The sequence below is a fragment of the Enterobacter cloacae complex sp. OE43NF genome, assembly GCF_023544405.1.
GTDB classification, from domain to species: Bacteria; Pseudomonadota; Gammaproteobacteria; order Enterobacterales; family Enterobacteriaceae; genus Enterobacter; species Enterobacter cloacae.
Map to the genome: position 1 here is coordinate 22,432 of NZ_JAMJFW010000031.1, position 22,012 is coordinate 44,443.

25 protein-coding genes and 1 riboswitch are annotated in these 22,012 nt (G+C 56.7%); of the genes, 14 read left to right on the top strand and 11 right to left on the bottom strand.

Annotated features, from left to right (window positions below):
- Nucleotides 1-63: 63 nt before the first annotated feature.
- On the bottom strand, nucleotides 64-702 hold the full coding sequence (gene rutR, locus M8370_RS15155) for an HTH-type transcriptional regulator RutR (RefSeq protein ID WP_013097192.1): 639 nt from the start codon (nucleotides 700-702) through the stop codon (nucleotides 64-66).
- Between the two features lie 242 nt (nucleotides 703-944).
- Here rutR and rutA point away from each other — a divergent pair, with 242 nt between their 5' ends.
- Genes rutA through rutG form a run of 7 tightly spaced genes read left to right on the top strand, consistent with a single transcriptional unit; the run spans nucleotide 945 to nucleotide 6,385 of the window.
- Nucleotides 945-2,036, top strand: coding sequence for a pyrimidine utilization protein A (rutA, locus tag M8370_RS15160; protein ID WP_013097193.1), 1,092 nt, complete (start codon nucleotides 945-947; stop codon nucleotides 2,034-2,036).
- A complete protein-coding gene (gene rutB, locus M8370_RS15165) occupies nucleotides 2,036-2,725 on the top strand; it encodes a pyrimidine utilization protein B (RefSeq protein ID WP_250021257.1) in 690 nt (229 codons plus the stop codon). Before rutA ends, rutB begins: the two co-directional genes overlap by 1 nt.
- Nucleotides 2,726-2,736: 11 nt before the next feature.
- Nucleotides 2,737-3,123, top strand: a complete 387-nt coding sequence (gene rutC, locus M8370_RS15170; RefSeq protein WP_013097195.1) for a pyrimidine utilization protein C — start codon at nucleotides 2,737-2,739, stop codon at nucleotides 3,121-3,123.
- Between the two features lie 7 nt (nucleotides 3,124-3,130).
- Nucleotides 3,131-3,931, top strand: a complete 801-nt coding sequence (gene rutD, locus M8370_RS15175) for a pyrimidine utilization protein D (protein ID WP_250021258.1) — start codon at nucleotides 3,131-3,133, stop codon at nucleotides 3,929-3,931.
- A gap of 9 nt (nucleotides 3,932-3,940) precedes the next feature.
- Nucleotides 3,941-4,531 (top strand): malonic semialdehyde reductase, encoded by a 591-nt coding sequence (locus tag M8370_RS15180; RefSeq protein ID WP_013097197.1) that lies wholly within the window; start codon nucleotides 3,941-3,943, stop codon nucleotides 4,529-4,531.
- A gap of 9 nt (nucleotides 4,532-4,540) precedes the next feature.
- Nucleotides 4,541-5,035: an NADH-dependent FMN reductase RutF gene (rutF, locus tag M8370_RS15185; protein ID WP_013097198.1), complete on the top strand. Its 495-nt coding sequence runs from the start codon at nucleotides 4,541-4,543 to the stop codon at nucleotides 5,033-5,035.
- Between the two features lie 21 nt (nucleotides 5,036-5,056).
- On the top strand, nucleotides 5,057-6,385 hold the full coding sequence (rutG, locus tag M8370_RS15190; protein ID WP_013097199.1) for a pyrimidine utilization transport protein G: 1,329 nt from the start codon (nucleotides 5,057-5,059) through the stop codon (nucleotides 6,383-6,385).
- 35 nt (nucleotides 6,386-6,420) lie between these two features.
- Here rutG and M8370_RS15195 read toward each other — a convergent pair whose 3' ends face one another.
- Together M8370_RS15195 and M8370_RS15200 are read right to left on the bottom strand one after the other, a co-directional pair.
- Entirely contained in the window at nucleotides 6,421-7,314 is an 894-nt protein-coding gene (locus M8370_RS15195) for a DMT family transporter (protein ID WP_014831382.1), read from the bottom strand.
- A gap of 120 nt (nucleotides 7,315-7,434) precedes the next feature.
- Complete coding sequence (locus M8370_RS15200) at nucleotides 7,435-7,605, bottom strand: con-10 family general stress protein (protein WP_013097201.1); 171 nt, start codon at nucleotides 7,603-7,605, stop codon at nucleotides 7,435-7,437.
- A 391-nt stretch (nucleotides 7,606-7,996) separates the two neighbouring features.
- Here M8370_RS15200 and wrbA point away from each other — a divergent pair, with 391 nt between their 5' ends.
- Nucleotides 7,997-8,593, top strand: coding sequence for an NAD(P)H:quinone oxidoreductase (wrbA, locus tag M8370_RS15205; protein WP_013097202.1), 597 nt, complete (start codon nucleotides 7,997-7,999; stop codon nucleotides 8,591-8,593).
- Between the two features lie 18 nt (nucleotides 8,594-8,611).
- Nucleotides 8,612-8,839: a YccJ family protein gene (locus M8370_RS15210; protein WP_008499832.1), complete on the top strand. Its 228-nt coding sequence runs from the start codon at nucleotides 8,612-8,614 to the stop codon at nucleotides 8,837-8,839.
- Nucleotides 8,840-8,871: 32 nt separating this feature from the next.
- Here the strand turns inward: M8370_RS15210 and agp are convergent, their stop codons facing one another.
- Complete coding sequence (gene agp, locus M8370_RS15215) at nucleotides 8,872-10,113, bottom strand: bifunctional glucose-1-phosphatase/inositol phosphatase (RefSeq protein WP_097536261.1); 1,242 nt, start codon at nucleotides 10,111-10,113, stop codon at nucleotides 8,872-8,874.
- Nucleotides 10,114-10,265: 152 nt separating this feature from the next.
- Between agp and M8370_RS15220 the strand changes: the two genes are divergently transcribed.
- Entirely contained in the window at nucleotides 10,266-10,709 is a 444-nt protein-coding gene (locus M8370_RS15220; protein ID WP_013097204.1) for a winged helix-turn-helix transcriptional regulator, read from the top strand.
- A gap of 125 nt (nucleotides 10,710-10,834) precedes the next feature.
- A complete protein-coding gene (locus tag M8370_RS15225; protein ID WP_058684545.1) occupies nucleotides 10,835-11,629 on the top strand; it encodes an SDR family NAD(P)-dependent oxidoreductase in 795 nt (264 codons plus the stop codon).
- Between the two features lies 1 nt (nucleotide 11,630).
- On the opposite strand, the gene M8370_RS15230 is transcribed toward M8370_RS15225, so the two are convergent.
- Nucleotides 11,631-11,990, bottom strand: a complete 360-nt coding sequence (locus M8370_RS15230; protein ID WP_013097206.1) for a winged helix-turn-helix transcriptional regulator — start codon at nucleotides 11,988-11,990, stop codon at nucleotides 11,631-11,633.
- A gap of 100 nt (nucleotides 11,991-12,090) precedes the next feature.
- Between M8370_RS15230 and M8370_RS15235 the strand changes: the two genes are divergently transcribed.
- Complete coding sequence (locus tag M8370_RS15235; protein WP_250021259.1) at nucleotides 12,091-12,840, top strand: SDR family oxidoreductase; 750 nt, start codon at nucleotides 12,091-12,093, stop codon at nucleotides 12,838-12,840.
- Between the two features lies 1 nt (nucleotide 12,841).
- On the opposite strand, the gene M8370_RS15240 is transcribed toward M8370_RS15235, so the two are convergent.
- Complete coding sequence (locus M8370_RS15240; protein WP_023620983.1) at nucleotides 12,842-13,345, bottom strand: DedA family protein; 504 nt, start codon at nucleotides 13,343-13,345, stop codon at nucleotides 12,842-12,844.
- Nucleotides 13,346-13,501: 156 nt separating this feature from the next.
- Nucleotides 13,502-13,671: riboswitch (M-box (ykoK) riboswitch) on the top strand.
- Nucleotides 13,672-13,730: 59 nt separating this feature from the next.
- Between M8370_RS15240 and M8370_RS15245 the strand changes: the two genes are divergently transcribed.
- Nucleotides 13,731-14,732: a magnesium transporter gene (locus M8370_RS15245; protein WP_040021574.1), complete on the top strand. Its 1,002-nt coding sequence runs from the start codon at nucleotides 13,731-13,733 to the stop codon at nucleotides 14,730-14,732.
- 42 nt (nucleotides 14,733-14,774) lie between these two features.
- Here M8370_RS15245 and M8370_RS15250 read toward each other — a convergent pair whose 3' ends face one another.
- Nucleotides 14,775-15,851 (bottom strand): LacI family DNA-binding transcriptional regulator, encoded by a 1,077-nt coding sequence (locus M8370_RS15250; protein ID WP_038419069.1) that lies wholly within the window; start codon nucleotides 15,849-15,851, stop codon nucleotides 14,775-14,777.
- Between the two features lie 269 nt (nucleotides 15,852-16,120).
- Between M8370_RS15250 and M8370_RS15255 the strand changes: the two genes are divergently transcribed.
- Nucleotides 16,121-17,386, top strand: coding sequence for a maltoporin (locus tag M8370_RS15255; protein WP_013097211.1), 1,266 nt, complete (start codon nucleotides 16,121-16,123; stop codon nucleotides 17,384-17,386).
- A gap of 102 nt (nucleotides 17,387-17,488) precedes the next feature.
- Here the strand turns inward: M8370_RS15255 and M8370_RS15260 are convergent, their stop codons facing one another.
- The 4 genes from M8370_RS15260 to M8370_RS15275 all read right to left on the bottom strand — a co-directional run bounded on the left by M8370_RS15260 (nucleotide 17,489) and on the right by M8370_RS15275 (nucleotide 22,005).
- A complete protein-coding gene (locus tag M8370_RS15260) occupies nucleotides 17,489-17,731 on the bottom strand; it encodes a PTS sugar transporter subunit IIB (RefSeq protein WP_013097212.1) in 243 nt (80 codons plus the stop codon).
- A 130-nt stretch (nucleotides 17,732-17,861) separates the two neighbouring features.
- The gene (locus tag M8370_RS15265) at nucleotides 17,862-19,919 is read right to left on the bottom strand and encodes a beta-galactosidase (protein ID WP_250021260.1); all 2,058 of its coding nucleotides are present in this window, start codon (nucleotides 19,917-19,919) and stop codon (nucleotides 17,862-17,864) included.
- A gap of 29 nt (nucleotides 19,920-19,948) precedes the next feature.
- A complete protein-coding gene (locus M8370_RS15270) occupies nucleotides 19,949-21,151 on the bottom strand; it encodes a glycoside hydrolase family 53 protein (RefSeq protein WP_250021269.1) in 1,203 nt (400 codons plus the stop codon).
- A 2-nt stretch (nucleotides 21,152-21,153) separates the two neighbouring features.
- The gene (locus tag M8370_RS15275) at nucleotides 21,154-22,005 is read right to left on the bottom strand and encodes a sugar ABC transporter permease (protein ID WP_013097215.1); all 852 of its coding nucleotides are present in this window, start codon (nucleotides 22,003-22,005) and stop codon (nucleotides 21,154-21,156) included.
- Nucleotides 22,006-22,012: the final 7 nt, after the last annotated feature.

Here is a 22,012-nt window from a genome sequence, read left to right on the forward strand (position 1 = left end):
AGGGATAAAAGACAGCACAGAACAGTCCCCTCTCCCCGTGGGAGAGGGTTAGGGTGAGGGAAACTAGCGCACGCGGATCCCTTCAATAATCATCCGCTGCACGTTTTCGAGAGTGCTCTGGAAAAACGCTTCGTCCTGCAGCGTCTTTCCGGTTACCGCTTCCACCTGGGCCGCAAAGTCTGCATAGTGCTGGGTGGCGGCCCAAATCATAAAGATCAGATGCTGCGGATCGACAGGTGCCAGTTTGCCGCTGGCGACCCACCCGGCGATGATCGCGGATTTATCGTCCACCAGCTGTTTTAAATCCCCCGTCAGCTCTGCCTTCAGCAGCGGCGCGCCCTGCAGCATCTCCAGACAGAACAGCCGGGATGCCTGCGGATAATCACGGGAGACCTCCAGCTTCAGGCGGATGTACTCTTTGATCGCCACCAGCGGGGCGAACTCCTGACGAAAGGCCTTTAGCGGCGCCAGCCAGATATCCAGGATCTGCTGCATTACTGCCACATACAGCGCCTCTTTCGACGGGTAATAGTAGAGCAGATTGGTTTTGGACACCCCGGCCTGCTCCGCCACCTGTTCCAGGCGCGTGCCGTGAATGCCGAACTGTGAAAAGGTCTCCAGCGCCGCACTGAGGATGGCGTGCTTTTTGGCGCTCACCGCCTGCGAACGTTTACCTGCTGTTTTCACTGCGCCTTGTGTCATCCCGCTCTCCTTATTCTGCGTTGCCAACAGCATAGCAAAACCCCCGCCTCGCCACGACATCCTGCACTCCCATCGCGCATGAATGCCTGTTTTGTGTGCAATGTTTTTGACCAGTTAGTCCACTTTTGTCACGCTCAATTCAGAAACCATTGATTAACACATTAATAACAAAGCCATTTTAAAAACTGGCACTCCCTTTGCAAAACCCTGTTCACCTGCAACGTAGTGAAGAGAGGTTCGTGATGAAAATTGGCGTATTTGTACCCATCGGCAACAACGGCTGGCTTATCTCGACCACTGCCCCGCAATACATGCCGACCTTTGAGCTGAACAAAGCCATCGTGCAAAAAGCGGAGCACTACCATTTCGACTTTGCACTTTCGATGATCAAGCTGCGCGGCTTTGGCGGCAAAACCGAATTCTGGGATCACAATCTGGAGTCTTTCACCCTGATGGCGGGCCTGGCGGCGGTGACGTCACGGATTCAGATCTACGCCACCGCCGCCACGCTCACCCTGCCGCCAGCCATTGTCGCGCGGATGGCCTCCACTATCGACTCCATCTCCGGGGGACGCTTTGGCGTCAATCTGGTCACCGGCTGGCAAAAGCCGGAGTACGACCAGATGGGGCTCTGGCCGGGAGATGAGTACTTCTCGCGCCGCTATGAGTACCTTACCGAATACGTGCAGGTGCTGCGCGATCTGTGGGGTACCGGCAAGAGCGATTTCAAAGGTGACTACTTCACCATGAATGACTGTCGCGTCAGCCCGCAGCCTTCTGCGCCAATGAAGGTGATCTGCGCCGGGCAGAGCGACGCGGGAATGGCGTTCTCGGCAAAATACGCCGACTTCAATTTCTGTTTCGGTAAAGGCGTCAACACCCCCGCCGCCTTCGCCCCAACCGCCGCACGCATGAAAGAGGCCGCCGACAAAACCGGCCGTGATGTGGGCTCTTACGTGCTGTTTATGGTCATTGCCGACGAAACCGATGAGGCCGCGCGCGCCAAATGGGAGCGTTATAAGGACGGGGCCGACGACGAGGCCCTGAGCTGGCTCACCGAACAGAGCCAGAAAGATACCCGTTCCGGCGCGGACACCAACGTGCGCCAGATGGCCGACCCGACCTCTGCCGTCAATATCAACATGGGCACGCTCGTCGGCTCGTATGCCAGCGTTGCCAGAATGCTCGACGAAGTGGCCGCCGTTCCCGGCGCGGAAGGCGTTCTGCTGACCTTCGACGATTTCCTCACCGGTGTGGAGACCTTCGGCGAGCGCATTCAGCCGCTGATGCAGTGCCGCGCCCACATTCCCGCCATCACCAAGGAGGTGGCGTAATGACAACCCTTAATGCCCGTCCGGAAGCCATCACCTTTTCTGCACCGCAGAGCGCGCTGATTGTGGTGGATATGCAAAACGCCTACGCCAGCCCCGGCGGTTATCTGGATCTGGCGGGGTTTGACGTCTCCGCCACCCGGCCGGTGATTGAGAACATCAAAACCGCCGTCGCCGCCGCACGCGCCGCCGGGATGCTCATCATCTGGTTTCAGAACGGCTGGGACGATCAATACGTGGAAGCCGGTGGCCCCGGCTCGCCCAATTTTCACAAATCGAACGCCCTGAAAACCATGCGCAAACGGCCCGAACTGCAGGGCAAGCTGCTGGCTAAAGGTTGCTGGGATTATCAGCTGGTGGATGAACTGGTGCCGGAAGCAGGCGATATCGTGCTGCCCAAACCGCGCTACAGCGGCTTTTTCAACACGCCGCTCGACAGCCTGCTGCGCAGCCGGGGCATTCGTCATCTGGTCTTTACCGGCATTGCTACCAATGTCTGCGTGGAGTCGACCCTGCGCGACGGCTTCTTCCTCGAGTATTTCGGCGTGGTACTGGAAGACGCCACTCATCAGGCGGGGCCGGAATTTGCCCAGAAAGCGGCGCTGTTCAATATCGAAACCTTTTTTGGCTGGGTCAGTAACGTCGCCGATTTTTGCGACGCCCTGAACCCGCCGCTCGCCCGTATCGCCTGAGGAGACATACGATGCCGAAATCCGTGATTATTCCACCGGGCACCAGCACGCCGATTGCGCCGTTTGTCCCCGGCACGCTCGCCGATGGCGTGGTGTACGTCTCCGGTACCCTGCCGTTTGATAAAGACAACAACGTGGTGTTTATCAACGACCCAAAGGCGCAAACGCGCCACGTGCTGGAGACGATCAAGACCGTGATCGAAACCGCAGGTGGCACGATGGAGGATGTGACGTTCAACAGCATCTTTATCACCGACTGGAAAAACTACGCCGCGATTAACGAGATCTACGCGGAGTTCTTCCCCGGCGATAAGCCGGCCCGCTTCTGCATTCAGTGCGGGCTGGTGAAGCCGGACGCGCTGGTTGAAATCGCCACCGTTGCGCACATTGGAAAGTGAGGCTGCCATGAAGCTCTCCGTCTCACCGCCCCCGTTTGACGGCGCGCCCGTCGTGGTGCTGATTGCCGGACTCGGCGGGGGCGGCAGCTACTGGTTACCCCAGCTAGCCGCGCTGGAACAGGAGTATCAGGTGGTCTGTTACGACCAGCGTGGCACCGGCAATAACCCTGACACCCTGCCGGAAGAGTACACCCTGGCGCAGATGGCCGGTGAGCTGGCACAGGCGCTGACCGCGGTCGGCATCACCCGCTACTGTGTGGTCGGCCATGCGCTGGGGGCGCTGATCGGCCTGCAGCTGGCGCTCGACAACCCCGATGCGCTCAAAGCGCTGGTGTGCGTCAACGGCTGGCTGACGCTGAATGCCCATACCCGACGCTGCTTTCAGATCCGCGAACGGCTGCTGCATGCCGGTGGCGCGCAGGCGTGGGTAGAGGCGCAGCCGCTGTTTCTCTATCCGGCAGACTGGATGGCCGCCCGCGCACCGCGTCTGGAGGCTGAAGAGGCACTGGCGCTGGCGCACTTTCAGGGCAAAAACAATCTGCTGCGCAGGCTGAACGCGCTGAAAAAGGCCGATTTTAGTCGCCATGCCGCCCGCATCGCCTGCCCGGTACACCTTATCTGTTCCGCCGATGACCTGCTGGTGCCCTCTGTCTGCTCGTCTGAGCTGCAGGCGGCGCTCCCGCACAGCCACAGCGTGGTGATGCGCCAGGGCGGTCATGCCTGCAACGTCACCGAGCCGGAAACGTTTAATACCCTGCTGCTTAACGGGCTTGCCAGCCTGCTGAACAGCCATGAACCCGCTTTATAAGGAGTTTCGATGAGCGAAGCCATTACCTCTGCCGCGCTGGATTCACTGTTCACCGGCGCACGCACCCACAACGGCTGGCTGGACATACCGGTCAGCGACGAGACGCTGCGCGAGATCTACGACCTGATGAAATGGGGGCCTACCTCCGCTAACTGTTCCCCGGCCCGTATTGTGTTTGTGCGCAGCGCAGAGGGTAAAGAGAAGCTGCGCCCCGCACTCTCCAGCGGCAACCTGGAGAAAACCCTCACCGCACCGGTCACCGCGATTGTGGCGTGGGACACGGAATTTTATGAGCGTCTGCCTGAACTGTTCCCGCACGGGGATGCGAAGAGCTGGTTTACCACCAGCCCCGCGCACGCTGAAGAGACCGCCTTTCGCAACAGCTCCATGCAGGCCGCTTATCTCATCTTTGCCTGTCGCGCCCTGGGGCTGGACACCGGCCCGATGTCCGGTTTTGACCGGCAAAAAGTCGACGAAGCCTTTTTCACCGGCACGCTGCTGAAAAGCAATCTGCTGATCAATATCGGCTATGGCGATGTGGGCAAACTCTACGGCCGTCTGCCGCGCCTGGCCTTTGAAGACGCCTGCGGGCTGGCGTAAGGAGCCATCATGACGACACCCGATAAACAAACCTTTCGCGATGCCATGGCCTGTGTGGGCGCGGCGGTCAATATCATCACCACCGACGGCCCTGCTGGCAGAGCGGGCTTCACCGCCAGCGCCGTATGCAGCGTCACCGACTCGCCCCCGACGCTATTGGTGTGTCTTAACCGCGGCGCGTCCGTCTGGCCGACGTTTAGCGAAAACCGCACCCTGTGCGTCAACACCCTGAGCGCCGGACAGGAGCCACTCTCCAACCTGTTTGGCGGCAAAACGCCGATGGAAGATCGCTTCGCCGCTGCCCGCTGGCAGACGGGCGAGACGGGCTGCCCGCGTCTGGAGGAGGCGCTGGCCTCGTTTGATTGCCGTATCAGCCAGGTGGTCAGCGTCGGCACCCACGACATTCTGTTTTGCGACATCGTGTCCATTATCCGCCACCCCGCCCCGCAGGGGCTGGTGTGGTTTGACCGCGGCTACCACGCGCTTATGCGACCCGCCTGTTAACCCTTCTTAAGGAAGCAGCTCATGGCAATGTTCGGATTTCCCCACTGGCAGTTGAAATCGACCTCTACAGAACCTGGCGTGGTCGCGCCGGATGAACGGCTCCCGCTCGGGCAAACCCTGGTGATGGGCGTCCAGCACGCGGTCGCCATGTTTGGTGCAACGGTGCTGATGCCGATGCTGATGGGCCTTGACCCCAATCTCTCCATTCTGATGTCGGGTATTGGCACCCTGCTGTTCTTTTTTGTCACCGGCGGGCGCGTGCCCAGCTATCTGGGCTCCAGCGCCGCCTTTGTCGGCGTGGTCATCGCCACCACCGGGTTTAACGGTCAGGGGATCAACCCCAACCTCAGCGTCGCCCTCGGCGGCATTATCGCCTGTGGTCTTGTCTATACCCTGATTGGCGTCGTGGTGATGAAGATCGGAACCCGCTGGATCGAGCGAATGATGCCGCCAGTGGTTACCGGTGCGGTGGTGATGGCGATTGGCCTGAACCTGGCGCCAATTGCCGTGAAGAGTGTCTCCGGCTCGCCGTTTGAGAGCTGGATGGCGGTGATCACCGTGCTGTGTATCGGTCTGGTGGCGGTATTCACCCGCGGCATGGTTCAGCGTCTGCTGATTCTGGTCGGGCTGATTGTGGCCTGTCTGATCTACGCCCTGCTGGCCAATGTCTTTGGTTTCGGCAAGCCTGTCGACTTTACCCTGCTCCATCAGGCTGCCTGGTTCGGTCTGCCGCAGATCACGTCGCCAACCTTTAACACGCAGGCGATGATGCTTATCGCCCCTGTCGCGGTGATCCTGGTGGCGGAGAACTTAGGGCACCTGAAGGCCGTGGCGGGCATGACCGGGCGCAGTATGGATCCGTATATGGGGCGCGCGTTTGTCGGGGATGGCCTGGCGACGATGCTCTCCGGGTCGGTGGGCGGCAGCGGTGTCACCACCTACGCCGAGAACATTGGCGTGATGGCGGTAACGAAAGTCTACTCCACGCTGGTGTTCGTGGCGGCGGCGGTCATGGCGATGCTGCTCGGCTTCTCACCAAAATTTGGTGCGCTGATCCACACCATTCCCTCGCCGGTCATCGGCGGCGCATCAATTGTGGTGTTCGGCTTGATTGCCGTGGCGGGAGCGCGCATCTGGGTACAGCATCGCGTCGATCTCAGCCAGAACAGTAACCTGATTATGGTGGCGGTCACGCTGGTGCTGGGTGCAGGTGATTTTGCCCTGACGCTGGGCGGGTTTACGGTTGGCGGGATTGGTACGGCGACCTTTGGGGCGATCCTGCTTAATGCCCTGCTGAGCCGCCGGAAAGGGGATGAAGCGCAAGGGGAAGCCATCACCCCCTCCACCTGATATAAGTCCCCCTTACTTGCCGGGTGACGCTGCGCTTACCCGGCAATCGCCTTACGTCGTTTTTTGAGCTTTAGCTCACTCACCAGCACCCCAACAACGATAAACGCCGCGCCGACCAGCGCCAGCAGCGGTAAGCGTTCTCCGGCAATGCGTCCAAAAATCCCCGCCCAGACCGGCTCCCCGGTGTAGATCACCGTCGCCCGCGTCGGCGACACGCTGCGCTGTGCCCAGTTCATGGTCACCTGAATAATGGCGCTGAAAATACCCAGCCCCAGCGCCACCACCACCAGCCCGGTAGACATCGGCGGAACCGACTCCCCTGCCGGAACCATCGTCGCGAACGCCACCAGCGACGCCGTGGCAAGCTGTACCACCGTGACGCGCTTAACGTCGACCTTCCCGGCCCAGGCGCTGATGAGGATAATTTCCGCGGCAATCGCAATGGCTCCCACCAGAGTAATGATCTCGCCCGGCCCCAGTGCCAGCAGGTTATTTTCCGGCCCGGCCAGCAAAATCAGGCCGATAAACGCCAGCACAATACCAATGCAGGACATCACACCCGGCAGGCGTCCCAGACACAGCCATTGCAATAACGGCACCAGCGGCACATACATGGCGGTGATAAAGGCCGATTTACTGCTGGAAATTGACTGTAACCCCCACGTCTGCAGGCTATACCCCATGGCAATCGCCACGCCAATCGCCACCCCGGCCTTGAGCTCCTGCAGGGTCAGCCCGCGCAGGGTTTTCAACGAGATCAACCCCACGGCAATCGCTGCCGTCGCAAAGCGCAGGCCGACAAAGAAGAACGGATCGCTCAGGGTGACCGCATACTGGACGGCGAGAAAGGTTCCGCCCCAGAACATGGTGATCAGAATGAGGATCGCTTCCTGAGGTTTGACGGAGAAGGTAAAACGAGAAACAGACATGAGGCACCAGAACGTAGAATGAAGGGACTAGTGTGCGATGCCTTTGATTGCAGTTCAATGTTACAGAAATAAAAAAACCGCCGGGAGATCCCGGCGGCAGAGGTCTTTCAACCCGGCGACTTACTTATTGCCGCCATGGCTGTTTTTACCCCCTTTTTTGCCAGCCTCAGATGCGCGCTGAGGGTCATTTTTAAAATTACCCCCGCTATGCTGGCCACCTTTACGGCCTGCTTCTGATGCTCTTTCACGATCTTCGGCGAAATTACCTGAACCACCACGATGGTTTGCCATCTCTAACCTCCAGTGTGTGAAACATTAGACATCATATTGCATTCAGTAAAAGAGGATTCTTTCACCTCGCGGCTAAAGGACAGCGCCTTTATCTGTGCCGCGTGAAACTAAGCTTAGTGGACTGAGGGTATCCGGCAAGCTGTAGTTAATATTCTGCAACAAGATCTCAGTCTTTTGGGTGAGAAAACGCGGCGGTCATTCATAAGCCTTTCTTATCATTTCAAAAATCGTCGGCGGTAAAAATGTTTCATTTTGCTACAAGCCGCGATGGTCAGCATATTGTTATAAATCAAAGAAATGCCGTTCATTTTTGCAGTCTGGCTGTGATGTCATATCTTTAAATGAACGCAGCGATTCGCTGTCAGAAAAAACAAACGAGGAGTGATGCAAAATGGCTAAAGTTCTGGTGCTCTATTATTCCATGTATGGACACATTGAAACCATGGCTCACGCGGTAGCAGAAGGTGCAAACAAAGTGGACGGCGTGGAGGTTGTGGTAAAACGCGTACCGGAAACCATGCAGGCAGAAGCGTTCGCCAAAGCCGGAGGAAAAACCCAGAATGCGCCGGTCGCCACGCCTCAGGAGCTGGCGGATTACGACGCCATTATCTTCGGCACCCCCACCCGTTTTGGCAATATGTCAGGCCAGATGCGCACCTTCCTCGATCAGACGGGCGGGCTGTGGGCCTCTGGCGCGCTGTACGGCAAACTCGCCAGCGTGTTCAGCTCCACCGGGACCGGCGGAGGCCAGGAACAGACGATTACCTCAACCTGGACTACCCTTGCTCATCATGGGATGGTGATTGTACCGATTGGCTATGGCGCGCAGGAACTGTTTGACGTCTCTCAGGTACGTGGCGGCACACCTTACGGTGCAACCACCATTGCCGGTGGCGATGGATCCCGACAGCCGAGCAATGAAGAGCTCGCTATCGCCCGCTATCAGGGTGAATATGTCGCGGGTCTGGCCAAAAAACTGAACGGCTAACTCAACAGGAGGACAAGCATGCCAACTCAAGAATCCAAAGCTCACCACGTGGGCGAATGGGCAAGTTTACGCAATACCTCTCCGGAGATCGCCGAAGCCATTTTTGAAGTCGCGAAATACGATGAAAAACTGGCAGAGCAGATTTGGGAAGAAGGCAATGATGAAGTGCTGGTACGCGCCTTCGAAAAAACGGACAAAGACTCGCTCTTCTGGGGTGAGCAAACCATCGAACGTAAAAACGTCTGAGCGTTTCCCCCCGCCTGCGCGGGGGGATTATCTTATTTCGCCGCGTCGTTCATCACCGTATTAAATTTATCGATCGGGCAAAAACCGTTCGCATCCACCGGACATCCCTTCAGTTCCAGCGTCACGCGTTGCGCCGGAGACTGCAGCGACAGCACGCTGGCGTTACGCAGCTGCTCTGAGCTCTGATACACATACTCAATTTTCATCAGCTCGCGGTTGGCGTTTTTGTCGTGCCAGCGCTGGAAGACAATTTTGCCGCCGATTGGGGTGCGTTCCTGCTGGTCATGCAGCTGGTACGGCTTGAAGTCCAGCGCCGTCAGCAGAGAGGCAATGTTGGAGTCATGCCCCACCAGCAGGGTGATTTTCGGCGCTTTTGCCTGATCGGTAACCAGGGCTTTATCGATATACTTCACCAGCGGTTTGGCGACGTTTTGCGCCACCTCGGTTGAGGTAAACAGCGAGTCCTGATATCCGTTTTTCAGCTTCGACAATACGCGCCACTGCTGGTCGGTTTTAATCTCTCCCCAGGCCACCTGGTCGGCCGGGAAGCCTTCGTAATACTGCAGCGTGAACGCATCCACCAGCGAGTTGCCCACTTTCAGCGGCCCGGAAACGCCCGGTTCTTTTTCGTAGTCGGCGCTGAAGGTATCTTTCGCGTCTGCCAGTGAACAGACTTTTTTCTCTTTGCACGACGGCGAATCGGCGTAGTTCGTCATCTGCTCCAGCAGCTTATAGCTTTCGCCAAGCTGCATTTTCTGGCGCTCGGACTCCATCGCCTTGAGCGCTTTTTCGCGGAATTCCGGTGAGTTATCGGTAATTACCGGATTAAAGGTTGGGTCCATGGTGCCCATTTTGTCCTGATGGTGCACAGGCACGTCGCAGCCCGGGAACGCGCCGGTAATGAAGAACTGCGCTGTGGCGACGGTGCGCTGCAGGCTGTTGGCGTAAGCATAAACGCTCTCCGCCGGTGGACATTCTCCCGTCTTCACCATCCCCTGCTGGGCCAGCCACTCGCGCATGTAGTGCCCCATGTAAACCTCCAGCACGCCACCTTTGGTGGTGAGCTGACCGCCCGGCACTTCCCATTCAGGCCATTGCTTTGGCGTGGACTGCTCCAGCACGCTGCCGTTATTGGCGAGCGGTGCGCGCAGGTTGTGACGGCTCATAATTAAAACTTGCTCCAGCTGATACCCTTCCGGCGTCTCTTGCGCCTGCACCCCGGAGGCTGCTGAAAAGAGACCGGCTACGGCCACCGCGAGTAGTGCTTTTCTCATCCCTAATTCCTCACTCGTTTTAAAATGTCGCGTTCAGTGTGACAGATCCGTGACAATTTTCCGGGAAGCATTTCTCAAACTGATGAATAACACGCTTACCCGGTGAGCAGATTAGTTTTATAATAAAACTACATACGCCCGGAGATTTGCCTGTGAAACGCACCCGTCTTGAAGAGAGTACCTGCCCTGTCGCCCGTTCGCTGGATATCATCGGCGACTGGTGGTCGCTGCTGATTGTTCGCGACGCATTGCGTGGGATTAAACGCTTCGGCGAGTTCCAGAAAAGCCTCGGTATCGCGAAAAACATGCTGACCGCGCGGCTAAAACTGCTGGTCGATGAAGGCATCCTCCGGCTCCAGCCCGCCTCCGACGGCAGCGCCTGGCAGGAATACGTTCTGACCGACAAGGGACGCGCACTTCAGACGGTGCTGGTTGCCCTGTCCCAGTGGGGCAATGAATTTTTGTTCGCGGAAAACGAATGCGGCACCGTTCTCGTTGATAGCGAACAGCGCAAACCGCTGCGTAAACTGCTGCTTATCGCCGATGATGGCCGCGAACTTACGCCTGAAGAGATCGTGGCTAAACTACCCTCCTGATCGTTCCCGACGGCAAAAGCACAAAATGACCACCAACATAGTTGCATTATAAAACCAAATAGCAGACAGTGAATTCAGTTTCATATTGAAACCAAATAACCCACTTTGCTTTGAGGTAACACACGATGACTACGCAAATCACAACCGCCCTGATTACGGGTGCCTCTTCCGGGATTGGTGCCGTCTATGCCGATCGCCTTGCCGCGCGCGGCGCTAACCTGGTCCTGGTCGCCCGCCGCGAGGATCGGCTGCAAACCCTCGCCGCCGACCTGCGCGCGCGCTATGGCGTGAGCGTCGATATTCTGGTGGCCGATCTCACCGATGAAACCGGGATCCGCGCGGTAGAAGACGAACTGCGTAGCAATACCGCCATTGATGCGCTGGTTAACAACGCCGGCACCGCGCAGATGGCCCCGTTCCTCGCGGGCGATGTGGCCGCGCATCAGGCCATTAACACCCTCAACACCACGGCGCTGATGCGCCTGACCTATGCGATCCTGCCGCGCCTGGCGCAGAATAACCACGGTACGCTTATCAATATCGCCTCGGTGTTGTCCCTGCACGTGCGTGCAGGCAGCGCGCTGTACAGCGCCACCAAAGCCTGGGTGCTCAGCTTTACCCGTGGGTTACAGGAGGAGTTTGCCGACAGCAATCTGCGTATTCAGGCCGTGTTACCCGCCGCAACGGCAACAGAAATCTGGCAGCATTCCGGCGTGACGGTGAACGATCTGCCGGAAGGCTCGGTGATGACCACTGACGATATGGTGAATGCTTCGCTGGCGGGTCTGGATCAGGGCGAGCTGATTACCATTCCGCCAATGCATGATGCCAGCCTATGGGATCGCTACGAAACGGCACGTCTGGAACTGTTTAACAGCGCCCGCACCGGCATCCCGGCGCCGCGCTATGTAAAACAGTAGGCTAACGCTCAAGCTGGTCGCCGTACTCACTCATCCAGGCGGCCAGCGGCGAGAGCGCCCCTTGCAGGGTCAACCCCAGCCCCGTTATCTGGTACTCCACGCGCGGTGGGATCTCCGGGTAAACCGTGCGCGACACCAGCCCGCGCTGTTCGAACAGCCTGAGCTGCTTCGTGAGTTCTTTTTGCGTGATGGGGGCGGTAGCGCGCAGCAGATCGCCAAAGCGTACCGGCGCATTGAGGATAATCAGGCGATAAAGAACAGGGATCGCCCACTTCCCGGAAATCAGGTTCACAAACTGCGTCATCGGGCAGACATAAACCTCAGAATTTTTTTCACAACGTATATCGAGCAATTCCGCCATAGCACACCTCTTGCCGCATTAGTATCCAATTGGTACCTGGTTTCCTTTCGATACTAACGTTTCTATAGTGCTTTCTCCAGAGACATTTCAGGAGAAGAACATGGGTCGTTTAGCAGGTAAATATACGCTGATTACCGGCGGAACCAGCGGCATTGGCCTTGCCACTGCGCAGATGTTTCTCGCCGAAGGGGCGCATGTCGCCGTCACCGGTCGTAACCCGGAAACGCTCGCCGAAGCAGAGCGCATTCTGGGCGATAAGGCCTGGGTGATCCCGACCGAAGCGGGAGATATTGCTTCGCAAAAAGCGCTGGCGGAGACGCTTGCCGCCCGCTGGCCACGCCTGGACGCGGTGTTTCTCAACGCCGGCGACGTGACGCACGCACCGCTGGAAGCGTGGCAGGAAGAGGCCTGGGATCGTCTTATGGGCATCAACCTGAAGGGACCGTTCTTTTTAATTCAGGCGCTGCTGCCGCTGCTGAATAATCCGTCCTCGGTGATCCTGTGCGGCTCCGTAAGCGCGCGCATCGGCCTGCCCACCAGCAGCGTGTATGCCGCGAGCAAGGCCGCCCTGCTGTCGCTGGCACGCACACTGTCAGCAGAGCTGTTACCGCGCGGCATTCGCGTTAACGGTCTGAGCCCCGGCCCGGTAGAAACCCCGGCCTTTACGAAAACGGGCTTAAGCGAAGAAACGCTTAACGCGATGATGGCGGAGATCATCAAGCTTGTGCCGCTGGGCAGAATGGGCTCGACGACGGAGCTGGCAAAAGCCGCGCTCTATCTGGCCTCCGACGAATCCAGTTACACGGTAGGAACGGAACTGCTGGTGGACGGCGGAATGGGAAGTTTGTAACTTAAAAGGCGCTGATGCCGGTGACAATGCCGACATACAGCGCCGCCCAGACGGCGGCAGAAAACAGGCTGACCGCGTAAACCTTCACCCGGTTGAGCCTGAGCATGCCCGCCGCCAGCGGCACGATATAGCGCAGTACCGCCAGAAAACGGGCGGTGAAGAGCACCAGCACGCCGTTTTTCTGTAGCTGATGCTGCACCCGCAAAAATGTATCGGCATGTTTTGAGGTAATGCGCGTCACCAGCCGCGTATGCCCCATCAACTGACCGATATGATAGTTCAGCAGCGAACCGAGCGTGGCCCCCATTACCACCGCCAGCCACGTCAACGCCGGATGCAGGCTCGCCTGGCTGACGGTGATCCCGGTCAGCAACATCACCGAGGCGGGCGGCAGCACGGAGGAGATCAGCACCGTGGATTTACTCAAAGCCAGCACGAAGAGTAGCGCAAAGAGATGCGTCGGATAATGCGCAAAATGATTGAGCAGATTGTCAAACCACGCCACCTTGTTCTCCTCGTGAATATTTACCTTCTTATTAAAGTCGAGCAAGTTTAAATAAAGACTCAACGCGTCATGAATAATGAATACATAAACATTCCCTAAACATTTTTTAAATTCCAGAGCGGGAAAATAAAATAAGCGTATTATCCCGCTGGTTTACAACGATCTCGTTATGGCGAGGCTCCTGTACAAATACACGTTATCGCTCTGGCAGGTTCGAGAGAACCCGCACAGGGTAAAACAGGCACTGTCGAATCAAGGCTTTGTCAGTATAACTTCCCTTACGGGATACGGTGTACAGTGCTGAACCCAGGACGTGGGGATCTCCTCTTCGACATGCCCTGTCTTGCTCGCCCCTGAGAGATTTTTTATTCAAAGGGAATTCACTATGTCTTACGCTATTCACAACCAGAACCCGGTATTCAATGACAGCGCTATCGCGCAATATATGAATACCGATTTTATTGTCCTCGATATTTCGTTATGCGTGGCGCTGGCGCGCGAGCAGTTTTTCGAAAAATTAAAAGACGATGATATTCCGTCGCATATTTTCATTGAAGATCAGGGTCGCCTGGCAGGCATGATTGCGGTACGCAAATTACTGCAAACCACCGATACCGTACAGCCGGTAAAATCGCTGATGCTGTCGCAATTTCTGCAGGTCAAACCGGAAGATGAGCGGGCCGATGTCGCCGGACTGCTGGCCCACAGCGGTGCGGATGTGGTGCCCGTGGTCACCCACGGCAAGCTGGTTGGCTGCCTCACCGAGCGCGAAATGGCTCACCTGCTGGAAGACGATGTCACCGAAGATGCCCAGCGCCAGGGGGCCACGCTGCCGCTGGAAAAGCCCTATCTGGAGACCAGCGCCTTCAGCCTGTGGAAAAAACGCTCTGTCTGGCTGCTGCTGCTGTTTGTCGCGGAAGCCTACACCAGCTCGGTGATCCAGCACTTTGAAGAGGCGCTGGAGTCCGCCATTGCGCTGGCATTTTTTATCCCGCTGCTGATTGGCACCGGCGGGAACAGCGGAACGCAGATCACCTCCACGCTGGTGCGCGCCATGGCGCTGGGTGAAGTGCATCTGCGCGATGTTGGTCGCGTACTTTGCAAAGAGATGACCACCTCACTGATGATTGCCGTCACGCTCGGTATTGCCGGGTGCATCCGCGCATGGATGATGGGGATTGGGCTGGAAATTACCCTTATCGTCAGCCTGACGCTGGTGTGCATTACGCTGTGGAGTGCCATAGTCTCGTCCGTTATTCCCATGGTACTCAAGCGCTGCGGCATTGACCCGGCCGTCGTCTCCGCGCCGTTTATCGCGACGCTTATCGACGGTACCGGGCTGATTATCTACTTCAAAATCGCCCAGTATACGCTGGGGCTGGAGTAATCTTACGAGCACCTCTTTCCTGTGATTGAGGTGCTCACTCCGCTACACATCACCCAGTTGATGCGCAATCTCGCGCAGCTGCTGGGCCAGCGCCTGGAGGTTTTTTCCCTTCTCCCCTTTCGGCCCGGTGGACTGTCGCACCACCAGACGGGCAGGTAAAATCGAAGACATGCGCAGGGCACTCTCTTCGCCGCTGTCCAGAATGCGGCGCACCGCCTCTTTGCCCTGCAGATCTAAATCCAGTGAGACCGTCGTCAGCGCCGGGTAGAAGAACGAGCTTTCGTAGGTATCATCGTAGCCAATCACCGACTTCTCGCCCGGAATGGAAATCTGCTGCTGGTGGAAGGCGCTCAGTACGCCCAGCGCCATCTGGTCGTTGGCCACCAGTACGGCGGAAAACTGCGGCGTTTCGCGCAACATCTGCAGCGCACCGGCATACCCGCTCTGCGCATCCCAGTTGCCGCGGATCACCGAAGCGGGCTCCAGCCCGTAACCCTTCAGGGTTTCGATCCAGCTTTTTAGCCTCAACTGTGCCGACACAGAGGACTCCGGCCCCGCCAGCAGGGCGATGTCGCGATGGCCCAGCTCGTAAAGGTATTTAACGCTGGCGCGGGTCCCATCCGCCGGGTTAAACGAAACGTTAAACACAGAACTGTACGGGTCGACATCCAGGAAAAGACAGACGATATCGTCGTTGTCGGTGGCGATTTTCTGCGCCTCTTCGGCCTCCAGAGGCACGTTAATGATCACCTTGCTCACCAGCTGGGACTTCAGTTCGTTGATAGAGTCCTGAATACTTTGGTTGACGTTCTCATCTATCATTGAGATCAGTACCTGGTATCCCTCCACGTTCGCATAGCGTTTTACAGCTGCCGCCACCTGAGAAGGCGCGTGCAGAGCCAGCGAAATGGTCACCAGCCCGACGGTCTGGCTCTGCTTGCCTACCAGTTGCTGGGCCAGGCGATTCGGCACATACCGCAATAACTCTATGGATTTCTCAACCTTGTGGCGCGTGGCCTCGGATACATTGGCAGATTTATTCAGTACCCTGGACACGGTCTGATAGGAGACGCCTGCATGGCGTGCGACGTCCTCTAACGTTGCGCTTTTCGACTTCATGGTCCGGTTCCTTATGTTGTTATGCGATGATTGTAACAGGGGCGCTGTAAAAAAACGCTCACCGCCCTCACTTCGCAGACATAACACCATCAAAAAGTATTACGCTCACAATGCCATAATTTGTGGCACAGCTCATCACTCGTAACAAAATTGTCTATTTTATTTGCAGTTAATCACACATTTAGGATCGTTCAATTGCCAGCCAGAAGGTTTAGGCATTTTATGACAGCGGATTTGTGAACGTATTACAAAACAATAAGAGGGTAACAATGAACACGACGATCCGCTCTGTATCCGTTGCGCTGGCTGCCGCGTTAGCGTCTCCATCGCTGTTTGCTGCGTCTTCAGTACCGATTGATTTTCATGGCTATCTTCGCTCCGGCGTGGGCGTCTCACGGGATGGTGGGATGGAGGAGTGGCAGAAGAATAAAATAGGCCGTCTGGGTAACGAAGCCGATACCTACGGCGAGCTGGAACTGGGCTCTGAGGTCTACAAAAAGAACGACGTGAGCTTTTATCTCGACAGCATGGTGAGCATGGTGTCTGACGGCTCTAACGATAACGAAACCACCTTTGGCGACGACGCTCAGTTTGGCCTGCGTCAGCTTAACCTGCAGATCAAGGGGTTGATCCCGGGCGATCCGAATGCGGTTATCTGGGGTGGGAAGCGCTATTACCAGCGTCATGATCTGCACATCATTGACACCAAATACTGGAACATCTCGGGATCCGGTGCAGGTATTGAAAACTATACGCTCGGCCCTGGCGCGGTCTCCGTGGCCTGGATCCGCGGCGATGCCAACGACGTGGACTACCGCGTTGACGGTGATAACGACGTGAACATTAATTATATCGATCTCCGCTATGCGGGCTGGAAACCGTGGGCAGGCGCGTGGACGGAAGTGGGTATTGACTATGCCATGCCAAACCCGACCAACAAACAGAAAGAGTATGGCGGGCTGTACGAGGCCGACAACGGCGTGATGGTAACCGGAGAGATCAGCCAGGACATGCTGGGCGGCTATAACAAGCTGGTGCTGCAGTATGCCAACAAAGGTCTGGCGCAGAACATGGTTTCCCAGGGGGGCGGCTGGTACGACATGTGGAACTATGTGAACGATGCCAGCGGCTACCGCGTGATTAATACCGGCTTAATTCCCATTACCGATAAGCTCTCCTTTAACCACGTCCTGACCTGGGGCTCGGCGGATGACACCACGCAGTATACCGATAAATCGCGCCTGATTTCGCTGGTGGGCCGCGCGCAGTATCAGTTCACCGAATATGTGCGTCTGATTGGTGAAGTGGGCGGGTTCTACCAGAAAGATACCTATACCGACGGTTCAAACTACAAGCAGAGCGGTGAGAAGTACACGATCGCCTTAGGTCTGGCGGACGGACCTGATTTTATGTCACGTCCCGAGCTACGGGTGTTTGCCTCCTACCTGAATGATTCCGAACATGGGAAATCCTTCGAAGACGGCACCGCCAGTAATACCTGGAATTTCGGCGTGCAGGTTGAAGCCTGGTGGTAATATTTATTTCTAAAATGCGTTAATCGTTATTGTATCTCCAACAACTGGCAGTTTATTCGCCTGTTTCGGGATAGCCATTATTTTGGCTATCCCTTTTTTTATTTATTGATTAAAATGTTCATCTAATAACTGACGTAAGGCATCAGACTGCCTGCCAAATATGGCATGCACCTGCTGGCCAATAATAATTACCCCCAGCGCCCCTTCATTCTGTAATGCCTCTGAGTCAACTTTATTTAAATCTTTTACCGTCACGCGCAGGCGGGTAATACAGGCTTCGACGTGTTCGATATTATCGTCGCCGCCAAACGCGGGAATTAAACGCTGGGTAATTTGACTGTCCATAATACGCCTCATTATATGCAGATAAAAAAATGCCTGCTCGTGGAGCAGGCGTTCTGTGCCTTTTTGCCCGGACGGTGCGGTCTGATGCCCTCACCCCAGTCCTCTCCCACAGGGAGAGGGAGAAAATCAATTACGCTTTACGCCTGAGCACACGACAGTCCCAGGGCAGCAGAGCGGTATCGCCCGCAGCAGCGGCGTCTGTCATGCAGTCGGTATACCCCTGTGGCAGCGTGATGTACTGCTGCTGTGCCGTGTAGTTCTGCACAAACACCCAGGTGGTTTCGCCATCCGTGCGTGCCGTGGCAACCACGCCCGGCGGGAGCTCACACTCGATGGCGCGCGGTAGTGCCAGCTCGTTGATAATCCCGGCGAAGAAATCGCGCTGGAACGGCAGATCGTTACGTGAAGCGACATGCCACGCCTTGCCTTTACCGACGCGGTTGACCGTTACCGCAGGGCGACCTGCGTAGAAATCATCGCGGTAGGTCGCCAGCACCTGTGCGGACTCAGCGTGGATCAGCTCGCATAAATGTCGCACCTGATACGGCCCCTGCAAACCTGCCGCGTTGCCTGCCAGCCCCTGAATCAGGTTGCGTTCCCCCTCGCCCAGGCACTCGATCTCTTCCGCCCAGATGCCCAGAAGCTTGCGCAGCGGGCCAGGGAAACCGCCCAGATGACAGAGATCGGTCTCATCCACCACGCCGGTCCAGTAGGTCGTCACCAGATGCCCGCCATTAGCCACAAAGGCTTCTGCCCGCTCGGCAAACCCTTCGCGTACCATATAAAGCATGGGGGCCACCACCAGCGCGTAGTCGCTCAGATCGCCGTCAGCGTCAATGACATCCACCGCAATGCCTTTTTCCCAGAACGGACGATAGTGCTCGTTGACGGTTTTTTCGTACTCCATTCCCATATTGCGCGGACCTTCGGCATCATCCAGCGCCCAGCGGTTTTGCTGGTCGAAGACAATCGCCACCCGGGCCTCGGTACGGCAACCTGCGACCTCCGGCAGGCGTGCCAGCATCTCGCCCAGGCGCGTCACTTCACGCCCGACGCGGGTATCCAGATGACCCACGTGGTCGATAACCGCGCCGTGGAATTTCTCCACCGACCCGCGGCTTTTACGCCACTGGAAGTACTGCACCGAATCCGCTCCGTGCGCCACCGCCTGCATTGACGAGAGAATATGCATCCCCGGCTTTTTCAGCTTGCTGGTTGGCTGCCAGTTGGTGGTGCTCGGCGTCGACTCCATCAGCACGAAGGGCTTACCGCCCTTCAGGCTACGCATCATGTCGTGATACATGGCGGTGTAGCAGGCGAGCGCCGTTTCGTCTTTCTCCTTGTGCCACATCGGATAGCTGTCCCAGGAGATAAAGTCGATCGCCTTCGCAAGCTGCCAGTAGTCGTAGTCGTAGAAATACTCCATAAAATTGGTGGTTACCGGCAGTTCCGCATTCGCTACTTTTAGCGGGGCCACTTCATGGCGGCAGAAATCGGTCACCTGTGCGGTATTGAAGCGACGCCAGTCGAGGTTGAGGCCGTGAATCGATACTTCTCCCTGCGGCGCAGGGGACTCTATCTGCGACCAGTCGGTGTAGGTGTGGCTCCAGAAGGTGCTCCACCACGCGTGGTTCAGCACGTCCAGGGTTTTATAGCGCGCCTTCAGCCAGTCGCGAAAACGTGCCTGACACAGGTGACAGTGACATTCGCCGCCGTATTCATTAGAGATATGCCAGCCCAGCACCGCCGGATGGTGTGAATAACGCTCCGCCAGCAGGCGGTTAATGGTGAATGTCTTCTCACGGTACACTGGCGATGACATGCAGTGGTTATGTCGGCCTCCGTGCAGCGCGGGCACCCGGTTGCGCCCGACGCGCAGCACCTCAGGGTATTTTTGCGACATCCACGCCGGACGCGCGCCGCTTGGCGTAGCAAGGAAAATATGAATACCTGCCGCATACAGTTTTTCAATAATATTATCCAGCCACGCAAAATCATATTCCCCTTCACGCGGCTCCAGCTTTGCCCAGCTAAATATGCCCACCGACATCACATTACATTTTGCCTGCTGCATCATGGCAATATCTTTTTCAATAATACCGGGATAATTCTCCCATTGCTCCGGGTTATAGTCGGCGCCATGCAATAACGCCGCGACCTTTGGGCTTAAAGGCGCAAATTTATTCATATTAAAAACGTCCTGAATGAAGATAAAAATTATTTAAATACCGTTATTGATGGCAGCACTTTTCCCTGGCAATCAAATAACGCCTGATTCTCGCGGGCATTCCCCTCTTTCCATTCGTCATGAATATATTTCATGCCGGCTTTGGTCGCCCACGTGGTGCCCGGTACGGCAATCCAGGTCGGCTCCCAATAAAAAATGCCTTTGCCACGGTGGTCCGGAACATCAATAACGGACTGCATTAAATCGTGAATATAATCGTACTGGCCCTGAACGGTACCCGGATAGCCGCCGTCTTTTTCTTCTTTCGCCTGGAAGCTGTTCTCAGCGTTATCGCAGTTGTCCAGCGTATAGCCGTATGCCGCTTCCACCACAATCACGTCTTTGTTATAGCGCCTGCTGATGTCATCCATATTGGCCTTCAGCGCGCTAATCGGGCCGTTCCAGTAGGTGTACATTGACAGGCCGATGATATCGAATGGCACGCCGCGCTTCGCGATTTCGTCAAACCACCAGCGGAAGGTGTCATTTTTAGTCCCTTCGGCCAGGTGCAGCATGATTTTCACCTGCTCGCCGCCGGTCAGATTCTCTTTTAGCCCGCCAATCGCGGCGTTGAGCAGTCCGGCCAGACGGTCAAACTCGCCGCCGCCCTGCCCCCAGCTTTTGCCTTCCGGCCACAGCATGCCGCCGTTGATTTCGTTACCGATTTGCACCATGTCCGGCAGTACGCCCTCTTGCTTAAAGCGGGCGATGGTGTCGCGGGTGTAGTCATGGATCGCCGTTTTAAGCTGCGGGTAGTCCATCTTCTCCCAGGCTTTCGGCTTGAACTGTTTGCCCGGATCGGTCCAGAAATCGCTGTAGTGGAAATCGAGCAGCAGCTTCAGGCCCAGCGCCTTCACGCGCTTCGCCAGCGCAATCGTGTTTTCCAGGTTGTTACTGCCACCGCCATAGGTCTTGCCGCTCGCATCCTGTGGATCAACCCACAGGCGCAGGCGTACATAGTTCACGCCGTTGGCCTTCAGGATCGCAATCGCATCCTGCTGCTGGCCGTTCTGGTTATAGAATTTCGCGCCGTGTTGTTCGGCTTCCAGTAGGGTCGAAATATCCGCCCCCTTAATAAAATCTGCAGGCATGGTGTTAAACGGACGCGTTTTCACCGCGTCGGCAGCAAAAGCACTCGCGGCAAGGCCACATGAGAGGCAAACGGCGAGCAAAGCGGGTTTGAGTCTTTTCATGGTTATCCTTTGGTACTCCCGGAGGTCAGGCCGGAGACGAAGTATTTTTGTAACGCCAGGTAGAGGATCGCCACCGGCACCGCAATCAGGACCGCGCCTGCCGCGTAGGTGGTGTAGCTGGCCCCCATTTTTTGTGCCACCAGGTTATAAAGCCCGATGGGTAAGGTGTATTTGTCCGGGGTGCGCAAAATGGTGCTGGAGAGGATGAAATCCCCCAGCGGCCCGGTGAAGGAGAACAGCGCCACCACCGCCACAATCGGCTTCGAAAGCGGCATGATAATTTCGATGAAAATCCGGAAATTACTGGCCCCGTCCATACGCGCGGATTCATCCAGATCTTTCGGGATGGCATCAAGGTAGCCTTTCATCAGGTAAGTGTTCATCGGGATCATGCCGCCCACGTAGATCAGCACCAGCGCCAGATGACTATTGATAAGGCCCAGCAACTGCGACAGCACGAAGATGGCAATCAGCGCCGAGAACTGGGGGATCATCTGCAGCAGCAGGAACAGCATCAGACCGTTCTGGCGCCCCTTAAAGCGAAAGCGCGAAAACGCGTAGGCGGTAAAGCTGACGCTGATTAAGGTCAGTACCATGGTCAGAAAGCTGATTTTCATTGAGTTCCAGTACCAGGTCATGTAGTTCACCTGGCCGTTGAACAGGTCGGCATAGTGCTGCACCGAGAAGTTCTCTGGAATAATCGACGAGCTCAGCAGGCTATTACCCGCGTTAAACGACGCACCGACCGTCCACACCAGCGGGTAAATGATGATTATCGAGACCAGCACGATAACCAGCCAGGAGAGCGAGAGGCGAACCCACTTCTCACGTTTAATACTTTGTGATTGAGCCATTGTTCCG